Origin of the sequence: Clavibacter tessellarius, from assembly GCF_001618005.1 — a bacterium.
GTDB classification, from domain to species: Bacteria; Actinomycetota; Actinomycetes; order Actinomycetales; family Microbacteriaceae; genus Clavibacter; species Clavibacter tessellarius_A.
This window is the reverse complement of sequence record NZ_LQXA01000035.1, coordinates 63,994-79,501: the sequence shown is the minus strand read 5'-3', so window position 1 is coordinate 79,501 and position 15,508 is coordinate 63,994. Positions and strand designations below refer to the sequence as shown.

Here is a 15,508-nt window from a genome sequence, read left to right as displayed (position 1 = left end):
GGCATCACGGGGCGACACCGGTGACCATGTGCGGACCGCATGCGGCCGCGGGAGCCCCAGGGCGACACCCCGCTCCTCGGCACGCACGGCGCCCGGTCCGATCCGCCTGCCCTCGGCGGATGCGGTCCGGGGCGCGGGCTCCGCGGTCGGGGCCGACGAGGCGTCAGACGGCGGACCCGCGGGTGCCGCCCACGCTCACCGCGGGCGACCCCGTCGAGACCGTGCGGATCAGAAGGGCAGGAGGGGGTCGATGCCCACCGCGAGGAACAGGAGCGACAGGTACGAGATGGAGGCGTGGAACACGCGCATCGGCTTGATCGGCTCGTGGCGCACCGCGAGGTCGTACAGGCGGTGGGTCTCGTAGACGAACCAGCCGCCGCCCGCGAGGGCCGCGAGCGTGTAGACGAGGCCCATGCCGGCGACCGGGATCAGCAGCAGCGAGCAGGCGAGCGTGGCCCACGCGTACAGGATGGTCTGGAGGCCCACGGCCGCGCGTCCGCGGACGACCGCGAGCATCGGCACGTTCACCGAGGCGTAGTCGTCGCGGTACTTCATCGACAGCGGCCAGTAGTGCGGCGGCGTCCAGAGGAACACGATCATGAAGAGGATGACGGGCGCCCACGAGATGTCGCCCGTGACCGCGGCCCAGCCGATGAGGACGGGCATGCACCCGGCGGCCCCGCCCCACACGATGTTCTGCGGCGTGCGGCGCTTGAGCCAGAGCGTGTAGACGAAGACGTAGAAGAGGATCGCGGCCAGCGAGAGCGCGGCGGCGAGCCAGTTCGAGATGACGCCGAGCCACACGATGCTCGCGACGCCGATGATCCAGGCGAAGACCAGGGCCTCGCGGTCCGACAGCTCGCCGGTGACGAGGGGCCGGCGCTGCGTGCGCTTCATCACGCGATCGATGTCACGGTCGATGTAGCAGTTGAACGCGTTGGCGCTGCCGGCGCTGAGCGTGCCGCCGACGAGGACGCCGAGGATCAGCCACGGGTTCGGCCACCCGCCCTGGGCGAGGATCATGACGGGCGCGGTGGTCACGAGCAGGAGCTCGATGACGCGCGGCTTCGTCAGTGCGACGTACGCCTTGGTCTTCCTCGCCACGCCGATCGTCTCCCGATCGACCCGGCTCTGCACCGCAACGTTCATCGCACCTCTAACTCGCCGGAAATTCCCTCCCCATCGTAGGCCACGGCACCTGCGAGCCGAGCCGCGGGCGGCCTCCGGGACGGGCTCGGAACACCGAGGGCCGAGTGGGTGTTCCCTATACTGATAGGCGGTCCGGCTGGGCCTCCCCCCATCTTCAGAAGGGCTAGAACCAAGTGGCAGAATTGCAATGGGACCCCATCGACAGCAAGGCGGTCGACACCGCGCGGATCCTCGCCGCGGACGCGGTCGAGAAGGTCGGAAACGGTCACCCCGGCACCGCCATGAGCCTGGCCCCGGCGGCCTACCTCCTGTTCCAGAAGGTCATGCGACGCGACCCGTCGGACAGCACCTGGATCGGCCGCGACCGGTTCATCCTCTCGGTGGGCCACAGCTCGCTGACGCAGTACACGCAGTTCTTCCTCGGCGGCTACGGCCTCGAGATCGAGGACCTCCAGGCCCTCCGCACCTGGGAATCCAAGACCCCGGGTCACCCCGAGTACGGCCACACCGACGGCGTCGAGATCACCACGGGCCCCCTCGGCCAGGGCCTCGCCTCCTCCGTCGGCTTCGCCTACGCAGCCCGCTACGAGCGCGGCCTGTTCGATCCGGAGACGCCGGCGGGCGAGAGCCCCTTCGACCACTTCGTGTACGTCATCGCCGGCGACGGCGACATGCAGGAGGGCATCACCTCCGAGGCGTCCTCCCTCGCGGGGCACCAGGAGCTCGGCAACCTCATCGCCATCTACGACAGCAACCAGATCTCCATCGAGGACGACACCGACATCGCCTTCACCGAGGACGTGGCCGCGCGCTACGAGTCCTACGGCTGGCACGTGCAGCACGTCGACTGGAAGAAGACGGGCGAGTACGTCGAGGACGTCCAGGAGCTGTTCGACGCCGTCGAGGCCGCCAAGGCCGAGACGCGCAAGCCCTCGCTCATCATCCTCAAGACGATCATCGGCTGGCCCTCCCCGAAGAAGCAGAACTCGGGCAAGATCCACGGCTCCGCCCTCGGCGCCGAGGAGCTCGCGGCCGTCAAGCAGATCGTCGGATTCGACCCCGAGAAGAGCTTCGAGGTGCCGGACGGCGTCCTCGAGCACACCCGCCAGGCGATCGAGCGCGGACAGCAGCAGCACCGCGAGTGGGACGAGAAGCTCGCCGCGTGGGCCGAGGCGAACCCCGAGCGCAAGACGCTGCTCGACCGCGTCCTCGCCGGCGACGCCCCCGAGGGCCTCGACGAGGCGCTCCCCGTGTTCCCCGCGGGCAAGGACGTCTCCACGCGCGCCGCGTCCGGCAAGGTCATCAACGCCATCGCCGAGGTCATGCCCGAGCTGTGGGGCGGCTCCGCCGACCTCGCCGAGTCGAACAACACGACCATCGAGTCCGCGCCGTCCTTCGTCCCCGCCGAGCGCTCCACCGACATGTGGAAGGGCGACCCCTACGGCCGCGTCCTCCACTTCGGCATCCGCGAGCACGCCATGGGCGCGATCCTCAACGGCATCGTCCTCCACGGCAACACGCGCCCCTTCGGCGGCACGTTCCTCATCTTCAGCGACTACATGCGCCCGGCGGTCCGTCTCGCCGCGCTCATGAAGGCGCCGTCGATCTTCGTCTGGACGCACGACTCCGTCGCCCTCGGCGGCGACGGGCCGACGCACCAGCCGGTGGAGCAGCTCGCCAGCCTCCGCGCCATCCCGGGCCTCGACGTCATCCGCCCCGCGGACGCCAACGAGACCGCCCAGGCGTGGAAGACGATCCTGACGCGTCGCATGGGCCCCGCGGGTCTCGCGCTGTCGCGCCAGAACCTCCCCGTCGTCGAGCGCGGCACGGGCGACGCCACGGCCACCGAGTACGCCTCGGCGGCCGGCGTCGCGAAGGGCGCCTACGTCCTCGCCGACACCGAGGGCACGCCCGACGTGATCCTCATCGCCACGGGCTCCGAGGTGCAGTTCGCGCTCGAGGCCCGCGAGGCCCTCGCCGCGGACGGCGTGCAGGCTCGCGTGGTCAGCGCCCCGAGCCTCGAGTGGTTCGAGGAGCAGGACGCGGCGTACAAGGAGCACGTCCTCCCCGAGGCGGTCGCCGCGCGCGTCTCCGTCGAGGCGGGCATCTCGCTCTCCTGGAAGCAGTACGTCGGGCACCACGGCCGCAGCATCTCGATCGAGCACTTCGGCGCCAGCGCCGAGTACGAGGTCCTCTACCGCGAGTTCGGCATCACCACCGAGGCCGTCGTGAAGGCGGCAAAGGAGTCCATCGCCTCCCTCTAGAAGCTGACGAGGAGCGGGGCGGCAGAGCTGCTCCGCTCCCCGCCGGCCCGCCCGGATCGGCGCCCCCACCGGCGCGTCGATCGGGTACCCGGGAGGGGCGCACGCGTGCGCCCCTCCCCCGAGATCCTCACAACCAGCATGAAGAAGGCACAATGACCGACACCACATCCCCCACCGCGCAGCTCTCCGCCGCCGGCGTCAGCATCTGGCTCGACGACCTGTCCCGCGAGCGCATCGACGCCAAGGGCATCGAGAAGGTGATCGCCGACCGCGACGTCGTCGGCATCACGACCAACCCCACCATCTTCGCCTCCGCCCTCGCCAAGGGCGAGGCGTACGACGCCCAGGTCCGCGAGCTCGCGGCCGACGGCGCCGACGTCGACCGCGCGGTCTTCGAGATCACGACCCGCGACGTCGGCGAGGCGGCCCGGATCTTCCGCCCCGTCTACGACCGCACCGCCGGATTCGACGGCCGCGTCTCCATCGAGGTCTCCCCCGACTTCGCGAACGACACGCAGGCGACCATCGACGAGGCCCACAAGCTGTGGGACAAGATCGCCGAGCCCAACGTCATGATCAAGATCCCCGCGACCCGCGAGGGCCTCGAGGCGATCACCGAGGTCATCGGCGCCGGCATCAGCGTCAACGTCACGCTCATCTTCAGCCTCGAGCGCTACCGCGAGGTCATCAACGCGTACCTCACCGGCCTCGAGAAGGCGAAGGCGGCGGGCATCGACCTGTCGACCATCCACTCCGTCGCGTCCTTCTTCGTGTCGCGCGTCGACACCGAGATCGACAAGCGCCTCGACGCGCTCGGCACCGAGCAGGCCACCGCGCTGAAGAGCAAGGCCGGCGTCGCCAACGCGCAGCTCGCCTACCAGGCGTTCGAGCAGTCCTTCGCGTCCGAGCGCGCCCAGGGCCTCCTCGGCGCCGGCGCCAACAAGCAGCGTCCCCTCTGGGCCTCGACGGGCGTGAAGAGCCCCGACCTGCCCGACACGCTCTACGTCACGCAGCTCGTCGCCGCGGACGTCGTCAACACGATGCCGGAGAAGACGCTCGACGCGACCGCCGACCACGGCGTCATCGAGGGCGACACGATCACCGGCTCCTACGACGCCGCGAACGCGGTCCTCAACGAGGTCGACTCGCTCGGCATCTCCTACAAGGAGGTCACCGAGCTCCTCGAGAAGGAGGGCGTCGAGAAGTTCAAGGTGTCGTGGAGCGAGCTCATCGAGACCGTCACCAACGCCCTGGACGGCGCCAAGTGAGCGTCCGCATCGCGCTGAGCGGCGCGGCGGCCACGGCCGTCGAGACCCACGTGCCCGCGCTGGTCGAGGCGCACGTCGCGTCCGGCATCACGGGCCTCGACGGCACCCTCTGGGGGCCCGACGCCGAGTCCGAGGCCACCAAGCGCCTCGGCTGGACGCAGGCGGTCTCCGTCTCGCGTCCGCTCGTCGCCGAGATCACGGCGCTCCGCGAGGAGCTCCGCGGCGAGGGCGTCGACCATGTCGTCCTCGGCGGCATGGGCGGATCCTCGCTCGCGCCCGAGGTCATCACCCGCACCGCGGGCGTCGAGCTCACCGTCCTCGACTCGACCGACCCCGGTCAGGTCCTCGCCGCCCTCGGCGACCGCCTCGCCACCACGGTCGTGGTCATCTCGTCGAAGTCGGGCTCCACGCTCGAGACCGACAGTCAGAAGCGCGTCTACGAGAAGTCGTTCCGTGACGCGGGCATCGACCCGACCCGCCGCATCGTCATCGTGACCGACCCCGGCTCGCCGCTCGACGAGTCGGCACGCGCCGACGGCTACCGCGTGTTCAACGCGGACCCCGACGTCGGCGGCCGCTACAGCGCCCTGACCGCGTTCGGCCTCGTGCCGTCCGGCCTCGCCGGCGCCGACATCTCCGGCCTGCTCGACGAGGCGGAGGCCGCGTCCGCGCAGCTCGCCGTCGACGACGTGTCGAACCCGGGCCTCGTGCTCGGCGCCGCCATCGCCGGCACCTCGCCGCTGAAGGACAAGCTCGGCATCGTCTCCGACGGCACGCACATCGTGGGCTTCGGCGACTGGGTCGAGCAGCTCATCGCGGAGTCGACCGGCAAGCTCGGCACGGGCCTGTTGCCCGTCGTCCTGCCGACCGACGCCCCCGAGCTCTCGCTCGGCCTGGCCGACCTGCAGATCGCGCGGCTCGTCGCCGACGTCGACGCGCACGACGCCGCCGAGGGCGAGATCGTCATCAGCGGCACGCTCGGCGCGCAGATCCTCACGTGGGAGTACGCCGTCGCCGTCGCGGGACGCCTGCTCGAGATCAACCCGTTCGACCAGCCCGACGTGGAGGCCGCCAAGGTCGCCGCGCGCGGACTGCTCGACGACCGCCCAGCGCCCGAGGCTCCCGTCGTCACGACGGACGGCATCGAAGTCCGCGGCACGAGCGACGTCACCGACGGCGCGACCGACGTCTCCTCGGCGATCGACGCCCTCCTCGCGCACGTCGGCCCCACGGGCTACGTGGCGGTCCAGGCGTTCGTCGACCGCCTCGCGCTCCCCGAGCTCGAGCGCCTCCGCGACGCCGTGGCCCGCAAGGCCGGCCGTCCGGTCACGTTCGGCTGGGGACCGCGGTTCCTCCACTCCACGGGGCAGTTCCACAAGGGCGGCACCCCCGTCGGCGTGTTCCTGCAGATCACCGCGGACGCGGCGTCGGACCTGGAGATCCCGGACCGCCCCTTCACCTTCGGCGAGCTCATCCAGGCGCAGGCCGCCGGCGACGCCACCGTGCTCGCCGAGCACGGCCGTCCCGTCCTGCGACTGAACCTGACCGACCCCACCACGGACGCCCGGGCTCTGCTCTCGACGCTCGAATGACCGCATCGCCGGATCCGTCCGGCAGATCGAGGAGTTACATGTCGCCGGTGGATATCACCCCGGAATTCAATCCCCTGCGGATCCCGTCAGACCGACGGCTGAACCGCATCGCGGGGCCCAGCAGCCTCATCATCTTCGGCGTGACGGGTGACCTGTCGCGCAAGAAGCTGATGCCGGCCGTCTACGACCTCGCCAACCGGGGGCTCCTGCCCCCCGGCTTCGCGCTCATCGGCTTCGCCCGGAGGGACTGGGAGGACCAGGACTTCGAGCAGGTCGTGTACGAGGCCGTCAAGCAGTACTCGCGCACCAAGTTCGACGAGGACGTCTGGCGCCAGCTGGCCCAGGGCATCCGATTCGTGCAGGGCACCTTCGACGACGACGAGGCGTTCCAGACGCTGAAGGACATCACGGAGGAGCTCGACCGCGAGCGGGGCACGATGGGGAACCACGCGTTCTACCTGTCGATCCCGCCGAAGTCCTTCCCGCTGGTCACCGAGCAGCTCCGCCGCTCGGGACTCGCGGAGCAGAAGGAGGGCCACTGGCGCCGCGTCGTCATCGAGAAGCCCTTCGGCAGCGACCTCAAGACGGCCCGCGAGCTCAACGCGGTCGTCGAGACGGTCTTCCCGCCGGACTCGGTGTTCCGCATCGACCACTACCTGGGCAAGGAGACGGTCCAGAACATCCTGGCGCTGCGCTTCGCCAACCAGCTCTACGAGCCCCTGTGGAACGCGAACTACGTCGACCACGTGCAGATCACCATGGCCGAGGACATCGGCGTGGGCGGTCGTGCCGGGTACTACGACGGCATCGGCGCGGCGCGCGACGTGATCCAGAACCACCTCCTGCAGCTCCTCGCCCTCACGGCCATGGAGGAGCCCGTCGCGTTCGACGCGTCGAGCCTCCGGGACGAGAAGGAGAAGGTGCTGTCGGCGGTGCGCCTGCCGAAGGACCTCTCCACCGCCACCGCCCGCGGGCAGTACGCCGGCGGATGGCAGGGCGGCGAGGAGGTCGTGGGCTTCCTCGACGAGGACGGCATGGACCCCGAGTCCCTGACCGAGACCTACGCGGCCATGCGGCTCGACATCAACACCCGACGCTGGGCCGGCGTGCCGTTCTACCTTCGGGCGGGCAAGCGCCTCGGCCGCCGCGTGACGGAGATCGCGGTCGTGTTCAAGCGCGCGCCGCAGAACCTCTTCGCGGAGGACCAGACCTCGGCGCTCGGGCAGAACGCCCTCGTCATCCGGGTGCAGCCCGACGAGGGAGTCACCATCCGCTTCGGCTCCAAGGTGCCGGGCGCGGGGATGCAGGTGCGCGACGTCACCATGGACTTCGGCTACGGCCACGCCTTCACGGAGGCGAGCCCGGAGGCGTACGAGAGGCTCATCCTCGATGTGCTGCTCGGCGACCCGCCGCTCTTCCCCCGCCACCAGGAGGTCGAGCTGAGCTGGAAGATCCTGGACCCCATCGAAGAATTCTGGCGCACGCAGGGCCAGCCCGAGCAGTACCGTCCGGGCACCTGGGGGCCGGCCTCGGCCGACGAGCTCCTCGCCCGCGACGGACGGACCTGGAGGCGGCCATGAGAGTCGATCTGCCGAACACCACCACCGCCAAGATCTCGAAGGCGCTCGTCAAGATCCGCGAGGAGGGCGGCGCGGTCGCCCTCGGCCGCGTCCTGACGCTCGTCATCTCGACGTCGCACGGCAGCGAGGAGGAGGCCATCGAGGCGGCCAACGACGCGTCGCGCGAGCACCCGATGCGCGTCATCGTGATCTCCACCGAGCGCGGCACGCAGACGGCGACGACGGCCGAGTCGGCTCGCGTCGACGCGGAGATCCGCGTGGGCGGCGACGCCGGCGCGAGCGAGGTCGTCGTGCTCCGCGTGTACGGCGCGGCCGCCGAGGACGAGGAGAGCCTGGTCACCGGTCTCCTCCTCCCCGACGCGCCCGTCGTGGCGTGGTGGCCGCACGACGCGCCCGCGGTCGTCAGCCAGTCGCCGCTCGGCCGCATCGCGCAGCGCCGCATCACGGACTCGTCCACGAGCAGCAACCCGCGCGTGGCCCTGCAGCACCTGGCCGAGACGTACGCGCCGGGCGACACGGACTTCGCCTGGACGCGTCTCACCCTGTGGCGGGCGCTGCTCGCCGCGGTTCTCGACCAGCCGCCGTACGAGCCCGTCACGCAGGTGGAGGTGTCCGGCGCCGCCGACTCCCCCTCCACCGTGCTGCTGGCCGCGTGGCTGGGCCTGCAGCTGCAGGTCCCGGTGCTGCACGAGGTCACGACCCGGGCCACGGGCTCGAGCGGGATCCACGGCGTGCGGCTCCACCGCGCGTCCGGCGTGATCGACCTCGACCGGCCCATCGCGAACGTGGCGACGCTCAAGCAGCCGAACCAGCCGACGCACGATGTGAGCCTCCCGCGCCGCAGCCTCCGGGACTGCCTGGCCGAGGAGCTCCGGCGCCTCGACCCCGACTCGCTCTACGGCGACGTGATCCGTCACGGCCTCGAGCGGTCGACCGCGGGCCAGGGGTACATCACCGCGTCCACCACCGCACGGAAGGACTCGGCCGACCGATGACGAACGACCGCAGGGTGCTCGTGCACCCCGACAAGAAGGCCATGACCGGCTCCGTCGCCGCGCGCTTCCTCACGAAGCTCGTCGACATCCTGGATGAGGAGGAGACGGCCAACGTCGTCCTCACCGGGGGGACGGTGGGCCCGAGCATCCTCGCGGCCGTGAACGAGTCCGCGGCGCGCGACAGCGTCGACTGGACCCGCGTCCACTTCTGGTTCGGCGACGAGCGCTGGCTCCCGCAGGGCGACCCCGAGCGCAACGACACCACGGTGCGCGAGGCCCTGCTCGACCACATCGACCTGCCCGCCGAGAACGTCCACGCCATGGGCGCGAGCGACCAGGGCTCGAGCCTGGACGAGGCCGTCGCGGCGTACACGGAGGAGCTCGCCGAGCACGCGAACGGCGAGACGACCCTCCCCCGCTTCGACATCACCTTCCTGGGTGTCGGGCCGGACGGTCACGTCGCGTCGCTGTTCCCGGACAGCGAGGGCATCCGCACGATGGACGCCGCGGTCATCGGCGTGCGCAACTCCCCGAAGCCGCCGGCCGAGCGCATCTCCCTCACGCTGCCGGTGCTCAACTCGTCGCTCCGGATCTGGATGGTGCTCGCGGGTCCGGACAAGGCGTTCGCGCTGGGTCTCGCCCTCGCGGGAGCCGACCGCACCGAGGTGCCCGTCGCCGGCATCAAGGGCCGCAAGCGGACGGTGTTCTTCATCGACCGCGAGGCCGCTGCGGACGTGCCGGAGAACCTCCGGCTGTCGTCCTACTGACGACGGCAGCCGGTGCGAGCCGGACGATGCCGTGACGGGCGGGTCTCCTCGTGAGGCCCGCCCGTCGTCGTCCACCCGGCCGCCCGCCGCACACGCGGAACGGAGAACGCCCCCGTCCGATGGACGGGGGCGTTCGTCGTGATGACGCGGTGCGGTGGGCTACTTGGTGGCCTTCACGGTGCCGCGGCGGGCGCGGAGCTGCTCCAGCGCCTCCTCGAGGAGCTGGCTCGCCTCCTCCTCGCTGCGACGCTCCTTCACGTAGGCGAGGTGCGTCTTGTAGGGCTCGAGCTTGGCGACCGACGGCGGGTTGGCCTTGTCGCGCCCGGCCGGCAGACCCGACTGCGGGGAGTCGATGGTCTCGGGGATCTCCTCCTCGGGCAGGTTCGCCGCGAAGTGGCGGACGGTCTCGTTGCCGAGGGCGTCCCAGTACGAGATCGAGATGCGCTCCGCGTGGAAGCCGCGGTCCTGCTCGCCCATGGGGCCCGCGCCGACGCGCGAACCGCGGATGGCGCTTCCTCCTGATGCCATGTGGCTGCTCCCTACAATCCGGTGTCGAACTTGGTGATCAGCCCGAGGACCACGATGCACGTGACCCAGACGAGGCCGAGGATGACGGTGATGCGGTTCAGATTCCGCTCGGCCACGCCCGACGAGCCGAGGCTCGACGTGGTGCCGCCCCCGAACATGTCGGAGAGACCGCCGCCCCGCCCCTTGTGCAGCAGGATGAGCATGGTCAGCAGGAGGCTGGTGATTCCCAGAACCACCTGCAGGACTACCTGGAGGATTTCCACGTGCGGCCTTTCGGGTGCGGTGCTGTGGCCGATTCGACCGGTGAACGGCCGATGGGCCGCTGTCGATTATAGCGGGCGCCTGGATGCGGCGAGCCGCCCGCGCCCGGATGGACGCGAACGGCTCGTGGACACCCGCGGATCAGACCCCGACGTGGGAGCGGAACCGCGCGATGGCGGAGAACTCCTGGACGTCGAGGCTGGCGCCGCCGACGAGCGCGCCGTCGACGTCGGGCTCGCGGAGGAATCCCGCGATGTTGCCGGACTTGACCGAGCCGCCGTAGAGGATCCGCGTCACCGCGGCCGCCTCGTCGCCGAGAAGCTCGGCGACGACGGCCCGGAGGGGCGCCGCCACCTGCTGCGCCTGCTCGGGCGTGGCCGCCTTGCCGGATCCGATGGCCCAGACGGGCTCGTAGGCGATGACCACGTCGGCGCCCTTCGGGAGACCCTGGAGCGCGACGCGCAGCTGGGCCACGGGGACGGCGCTCGCGCCGTGCTCCTCGAGGTCCGCCGCGGTCTCGCCCACGCAGATCACCGGGACGATGCCGTGCTGCACGGCGGCCGCCGACTTCGCGGCCACCTGCTCGTCGGTCTCGCCGTGCAGCGTGCGCCGCTCGGAGTGGCCGACGATGACGTACCGGCAGGCGAGCTGCGCCAGGAACGACGCGGAGATCTCACCCGTGTACGCGCCCGACGCACGCGCGGACACGTCCTGCGCGCCGTAGGCGATCTCGAGCTTGTCCGCCGTCACCAGCGTCTGCACGCTGCGGATGTCGGTGAAGGGCGGGAACACCGCCACCTCCGCGTCCGTCGAGTCGTGCTTGGCGTCCTTGAGGCTCCAGGCGAGCTTCTGCACGAACGCGATGGCCTGGAGATGATCCAGGTTCATCTTCCAGTTGCCCGCGATGAGGGGCGTGCGCCCCTGCGGGCGATCGGTCACTGCCATCCGAGGACCTCCAGTCCCGGCAGGCGCTTCCCCTCGAGGAACTCGAGGCTCGCGCCGCCTCCGGTCGAGATGTGACCGAAGCGGTCATCATCGAATCCGAGCGCGCGGACGGCTGCGGCGCTGTCGCCGCCGCCGACCACGGAGAGCCCCTCGACGCGAGTGAGCGCGTCGGCGACCGTCTTCGTGCCGGCCGCGAACGGCTCCAGCTCGAAGACGCCCATGGGGCCGTTCCAGAACACCGTCGTGGAACCGCGGATGATGCCCGCGAACGCGTCGGCGGTCTCGGGCCCGATGTCGAGCCCCAGCCCCTTCGCTCCCGCGGGCGTCTCCTCGATCGCGTCGGCACGCGTGACCTGGTGGGCGGCATCGGCGGAGAACCCGTCGGCGACGACGACGTCGGTGGGGAGCACGATCTTCACGCCGCGCTCCTCCGCTTCGGCCAGGTAGCCCTTGACGGTCTCGACCTGGTCCTCCTCGAGGAGGCTCGCGCCCACCTCGTGGCCCTGCGCCTTGAGGAACGTGAACAGCATCCCGCCGCCGATGAGCAGCGAGTCGACGCGCGGCAGCAGGTGGCCGATCACGCCGAGCTTGTCGGACACCTTGGATCCGCCGAGGACGACCGTGTAGGGCCGCTCCGGGTTCTCCGTCAGGCGGTCGAGGACCTCGAGCTCGCTCGCGATGAGCGAGCCGGCGGCGCTGGGGAGCGCCGAGGCGAGCTCGAACACGCTGGCCTGCTTGCGGTGCACGACGCCGAAGCCGTCGGACACGAACGCGTCCCCGAGCTGGGCGATCGACTCCGCGAAGCCGCGGCGCACGGCCTCGTCCTTGCTGGTCTCCTCCGCGTGGAAGCGGAGGTTCTCGAGCACGACGACGTCGCCGTCGCCGAGCGCGTCGACGGCCGCACGGGCCGAGTCGCCCACGGTGTCGGTCGCGAATGCCACGTCGGCGCCCAGCAGCTCGCCGAGGCGGGCCGCTACGGGACGGAGGCTGTACTTCTCGTCGGGCGTGCCGTCGGGGCGGCCGAGGTGCGAGATGACGACGACGCGGGCCCCGGCCTCGCGGAGACCCGTGAGGGTCCCCAGCGAGGCGCGGATGCGCCCGTCGTCACCGATCACGCCGTCCTTCAGGGGGACGTTGAGGTCGCAGCGCACGATGACGCGGCGTCCCCGGAGATCCCCCAGGGAGTCGATGGTGCGGAGTGCCACGGCCGGTTACAGGCGGTCGGCGACGTACTCGGTGAGGTCGACGAGGCGGTTGGAGTAGCCCCACTCGTTGTCGTACCACGACGCGACCTTGACCTGGTTGCCGATGACCTTCGTGAGGCCGGCGTCGAAGATCGAGGAGTGCGGGTCGTTGACGATGTCGCTCGAGACGATCGGGTCCTCGGTGTACTTGAGGATGCCCTTGAGGGGGCCCTCGGCGGCGGCCTTGTACGCCGCGTTGACCTGCTCGACCGTGACGTTCGCCGTGGTCTCGATGGTGAGGTCGGTGATCGAGCCGGTGGGCACGGGCACGCGGAGCGCGTAGCCGTCGAGCTTGCCGACGAGCTCCGGGATGACGAGGCCGAGCGCCTTGGCGGCACCCGTCGACGTGGGGATGATGTTGACGGCGGCGGCGCGGGCGCGGCGCAGGTCGCTGTGCGGGCCGTCCTGCAGGTTCTGGTCGGCCGTGTAGGCGTGGACCGTCGTCATGAGACCGCGCTCGATGCCGAACTCGTCGAGGAAGACCTTGGCGAGGGGCGCGAGGCAGTTCGTGGTGCAGGACGCGTTGGAGATCACGTCGTGGGTGGCGGGGTCGTAGGTGCCCTCGTTGACGCCGAGGACCAGGGTCGCGACGTTGTCGCCCGTGGCGGGCGCGGAGACGAGGACCTTCTTGGCGCCGGCGGTGATGTGCTTGCGCGCGTCCTCCGCCTTGGTGAAGCGGCCCGTGGACTCGATGACGATCTCGACGCCCAGCTCGCCCCAGGGGAGGTTCGCGGGGTCGCGCTCCTCGAGGACGCGGATGGCCTTGCCGTTGACGACGATGTTGTCGCCGTCGAGCTCGACCGTGGCGTCGAGGCGGCCGGTGATGGAGTCGTACTTGAGCAGGTGCGCGAGCGCCTTGTTGTCGGTGAGGTCGTTCACCGCGACGATCTCGATGTCGCTGCCCTTGGCCAGCGCTGCGCGGAAGTAGTTGCGGCCGATGCGGCCGAAGCCGTTGATGCCGATCTTGACGGTCACGAGTTCTCCTGGGGTTCTGCGCGCGCGGAGGCGGCGGGTGGGTGGTGGAGGTCCGGGGCGGGAGTCCCGGCGTGCGATGTCCGCGGGCGGCCGGGGTCTCCCGGCCGGCCTCCCGCGGATGCGGCTACGAGAGGAGGAAGAGGCCCTGCGTCTTCGTGCGGGTCGCCTCGAAGCGCGCCTGCACGTCGGCCCAGTTGACGATGTTCCAGAACGCCTTGACGTAGTCGGCCTTGACGTTGACGTAGTCGAGGTAGAAGGCGTGCTCCCACATGTCCAGCAGCAGGATGGGGACGGTCGCCGCGGCGAGGTTGCCCTGGTGGTCGTAGAGCTGCTCGATGATGAGCTTCTCGCCGAGGGAGTCCCACGCGAGGATGCTCCAGCCCGAGCCCTGGATGCCGAGGGCCGACGCGGTGAAGTGCGCCTGGAACTTCTCGTACGAGCCGAAGAACTCGTCGATGGCGGCGGCCAGCTCGCCGGTGGGCTTGTCGCCGCCGTCCGGGCTGAGGTTGTTCCAGAAGACCGTGTGGTTGACGTGGCCCGCGAGGTTGAACGCGAGGTCCTTCTGCAGCTTGTTGACGAAGGTCAGGTCGCCGGCGTCGCGCGCCTCCTGCAGCTTGACGAGGGCGGTGTTCGCGCCGTCGACGTACGTCTTGTGGTGCTTGTCGTGGTGCAGCTCCATGATGCGGCCGCTGATGCTCGGCTCGAGGGCCGAGTAGTCGTACGGGAGGTCGACGAGAGTGTAGTCAGCCATAGGTGTATCTCCTCTTCATTGCCCGGGGGCTCCCGGCCACAGGCCGGGGGTGGGTGACGGGTCGAGTCTAGTCCGGCGGCCCTCCGCGCCACCTGGCCGGATGACGTCCGGCGTCCGGCGGGTCACCGCGGCCCGGTGCGGGCTCGGCACGGCGCAGATGCCCGGATCGGAGGGGTCGCGGCAGCGGCTCAGACGTCGTCGAGGTCGGCCGGCAGGTTCGCGTCGGTGCCCGGGAGGCCCTCGTCGACGGCCTTCTTGTCGGCCATGGCGAGCAGGCGGCGGATGCGGCCCGCGACGGCGTCCTTCGTCATGGGCGGGTCGGCGTGGTGGCCGAGCTCGTCGAGGCTGGAGTCGCGGAACCGGAGGCGGAGGTCGCCCGCGTACTTGAGGTGCTCCGGGATGTCCGGGCCGAGGATCTCCATGGCCCGCTCGACACGCGCGCACGCGGCGACGGCGGCCTGGGCGGAGCGGCGGAGGTTCGCGTCGTCGAAGTTGACGAGCCGGTTCGCGGTGGCGCGGACCTCGCGGCGCTGGCGCATCTCCTCCCAGTTGAGGACGGTGCCCTGGGCGCCCATGACGCGCAGCATCTGCCCGATGGCGTCGCCGTCGCGGATCACGACGCGGTGCACGCCGCGGACCTCGCGGGCCTTGGCGCTGACGTCGAGGCGGCCGGCGGCGCCGACGAGCGCCATGGCGGCCTCGTTGCCCGGGCAGGTGACCTCGAGGGCGGCCGATCGCCCCGGATCCGTGAGGGTGCCTGCGGCGAGGAACGCGCCTCGCCAGACGGCCGCGATCTCCTCGCGCGAGCCCGTGGTGAGGCGGTTCGGGAGGCCGCGGATCGGGCGACGGCGGGCGTCGAGCAGGCCCGTCTGGCGGGCGAGCGTCTCGCCGCCCTCCATCACGCGGACCAGGTAGTGCGTGGCGCGGCGCATGCCGGAGGCCGGGACCACCGAGATGTCGCTGCGCACTCCGTACAGCTCCGCGAGGTCCTTGCGGACGCGGCGGGCCAGCATGGGGGTGTCGAGCTCTGACTCCACCGCGATGCGGTTGGAGATGAGGTGGAGCCCGCCGGAGAAGCGCAGGATGGTGGCCAGCTCGGCGGCCCTCACCGTGGTCTTGCTGACCTCGACGCGTGACAGTTCTTCCTTGACGTCCGAGGTCAGAGGCAAATGCTTACTCCCTTGATGAG

General features: G+C 70.9%; 14 protein-coding genes. 6 read left to right on the top strand and 8 right to left on the bottom strand.

Translation table 11 applies throughout. The annotated features are described in order from the left end of the window. Window positions 1-228: 228 nt before the first annotated feature. Window positions 229-1,149: a heme o synthase gene (locus AWH51_RS09305; RefSeq protein ID WP_063071797.1), complete on the bottom strand. Its 921-nt coding sequence runs from the start codon at window positions 1,147-1,149 to the stop codon at window positions 229-231. A gap of 173 nt (window positions 1,150-1,322) precedes the next feature. Between AWH51_RS09305 and tkt the strand changes: the two genes are divergently transcribed. From tkt to pgl, 6 genes are all read left to right on the top strand, one after another. Further along, window positions 1,323-3,413 carry a transketolase gene (gene tkt / locus AWH51_RS09300; protein WP_063071796.1) on the top strand — a complete coding sequence of 697 codons (2,091 nt, stop codon included), beginning with the start codon at window positions 1,323-1,325 and terminating at the stop codon, window positions 3,411-3,413. A gap of 152 nt (window positions 3,414-3,565) precedes the next feature. Beyond that, window positions 3,566-4,681 (top strand): transaldolase, encoded by a 1,116-nt coding sequence (gene tal, locus AWH51_RS09295; RefSeq protein ID WP_063071795.1) that lies wholly within the window; start codon window positions 3,566-3,568, stop codon window positions 4,679-4,681. Continuing rightward, a complete protein-coding gene (locus AWH51_RS09290) occupies window positions 4,678-6,273 on the top strand; it encodes a hypothetical protein (protein WP_063071794.1) in 1,596 nt (531 codons plus the stop codon). The genes tal and AWH51_RS09290 overlap by 4 nt, the downstream gene beginning before the upstream one ends. A 38-nt stretch (window positions 6,274-6,311) precedes the next feature. Further along, window positions 6,312-7,853 (top strand): glucose-6-phosphate dehydrogenase, encoded by a 1,542-nt coding sequence (gene zwf / locus AWH51_RS09285; protein ID WP_063071793.1) that lies wholly within the window; start codon window positions 6,312-6,314, stop codon window positions 7,851-7,853. Then, entirely contained in the window at window positions 7,850-8,848 is a 999-nt protein-coding gene (locus AWH51_RS09280) for a glucose-6-phosphate dehydrogenase assembly protein OpcA (RefSeq protein WP_063071792.1), read from the top strand. The genes zwf and AWH51_RS09280 overlap by 4 nt, the downstream gene beginning before the upstream one ends. Beyond that, window positions 8,845-9,615, top strand: a complete 771-nt coding sequence (gene pgl, locus AWH51_RS09275) for a 6-phosphogluconolactonase (protein ID WP_063071791.1) — start codon at window positions 8,845-8,847, stop codon at window positions 9,613-9,615. Before AWH51_RS09280 ends, pgl begins: the two co-directional genes overlap by 4 nt. Before the next feature lie 159 nt (window positions 9,616-9,774). Here the strand turns inward: pgl and AWH51_RS09270 are convergent, their stop codons facing one another. From AWH51_RS09270 to whiA, 7 genes are all read right to left on the bottom strand, one after another. Next, window positions 9,775-10,143: an RNA polymerase-binding protein RbpA gene (locus AWH51_RS09270; protein ID WP_053774592.1), complete on the bottom strand. Its 369-nt coding sequence runs from the start codon at window positions 10,141-10,143 to the stop codon at window positions 9,775-9,777. An 11-nt stretch (window positions 10,144-10,154) separates the two neighbouring features. Continuing rightward, window positions 10,155-10,406, bottom strand: a complete 252-nt coding sequence (secG, locus tag AWH51_RS09265; protein ID WP_012038429.1) for a preprotein translocase subunit SecG — start codon at window positions 10,404-10,406, stop codon at window positions 10,155-10,157. A gap of 139 nt (window positions 10,407-10,545) precedes the next feature. Next, window positions 10,546-11,349 (bottom strand): triose-phosphate isomerase, encoded by an 804-nt coding sequence (gene tpiA, locus AWH51_RS09260; RefSeq protein WP_063071790.1) that lies wholly within the window; start codon window positions 11,347-11,349, stop codon window positions 10,546-10,548. Then, window positions 11,340-12,554, bottom strand: coding sequence for a phosphoglycerate kinase (locus AWH51_RS09255; RefSeq protein WP_063071789.1), 1,215 nt, complete (start codon window positions 12,552-12,554; stop codon window positions 11,340-11,342). The genes tpiA and AWH51_RS09255 overlap by 10 nt, the downstream gene beginning before the upstream one ends. 6 nt (window positions 12,555-12,560) lie before the next feature. Continuing rightward, a complete protein-coding gene (gap, locus tag AWH51_RS09250; protein WP_063071788.1) occupies window positions 12,561-13,568 on the bottom strand; it encodes a type I glyceraldehyde-3-phosphate dehydrogenase in 1,008 nt (335 codons plus the stop codon). 124 nt (window positions 13,569-13,692) lie between these two features. Then, window positions 13,693-14,319, bottom strand: coding sequence for a superoxide dismutase (locus AWH51_RS09245; RefSeq protein ID WP_063071787.1), 627 nt, complete (start codon window positions 14,317-14,319; stop codon window positions 13,693-13,695). Window positions 14,320-14,507: 188 nt separating this feature from the next. Further along, window positions 14,508-15,488, bottom strand: a complete 981-nt coding sequence (whiA, locus tag AWH51_RS09240) for a DNA-binding protein WhiA (RefSeq protein WP_063071786.1) — start codon at window positions 15,486-15,488, stop codon at window positions 14,508-14,510. Between the last annotated feature and the right edge of the window lie 20 nt (window positions 15,489-15,508).